This window comes from Flammeovirga aprica JL-4 (assembly GCF_012844305.1).
GTDB classification, from domain to species: domain Bacteria; phylum Bacteroidota; class Bacteroidia; order Cytophagales; family Flammeovirgaceae; genus Flammeovirga; species Flammeovirga aprica.
Window position 1 is genome coordinate 1 of sequence record NZ_JABANE010000449.1, and the last position, 516, is coordinate 516.

At 49.4% G+C, this 516-nt stretch carries 1 rRNA gene; it reads right to left on the reverse strand.

The window, feature by feature from the left end:
- A 23S ribosomal RNA gene (locus HHU12_RS34880) occupies nucleotides 1-516 on the reverse strand; the annotation flags it as partial.

The following is a 516-nucleotide window of genomic DNA, read 5'->3' on the forward strand; positions in this document are numbered from 1 at the left end:
TACAAATCCATGTCTTCGGTGAATAGTTTAATGCCCGATCATTATCGATGCTCTGTCGCTCGACCAGTGAGCTGTTACGCACTCTTTGAATGTATAGCTGCTTCCAAGCTAACATCCTGGCTGTCTCAGCGACTGAACCTCCTTAGTTCAACTTAACTATTACTTGGGGACCTTAGACGATGGTCCGGGTTCTTTCCCTTTCGGACTAGGACCTTGGCACCCTAGCCCTCACTGCCGGTAGTGTTTGATGGCATTCGGAGTTCATCTAGATTTGGTAGGATGTGACTCCCCCGCATCTAATTGGTAGCTCTACCTCCATCAAACTCATCCGACGCTGCCCCTAAAGGCATTTCGGGGAGTACGAGCTATTTCCAGGTTTGATTGGCCTTTCACCCCTACCCACAGGTCATCCGAAGACTTTTCAACGTCAACCGGTTCGGTCCTCCATTGTGTGTTACCACAACTTCAACCTGCCCATGGGTAGATCACCTGGTTTCGCGTCTACCTACACTAACT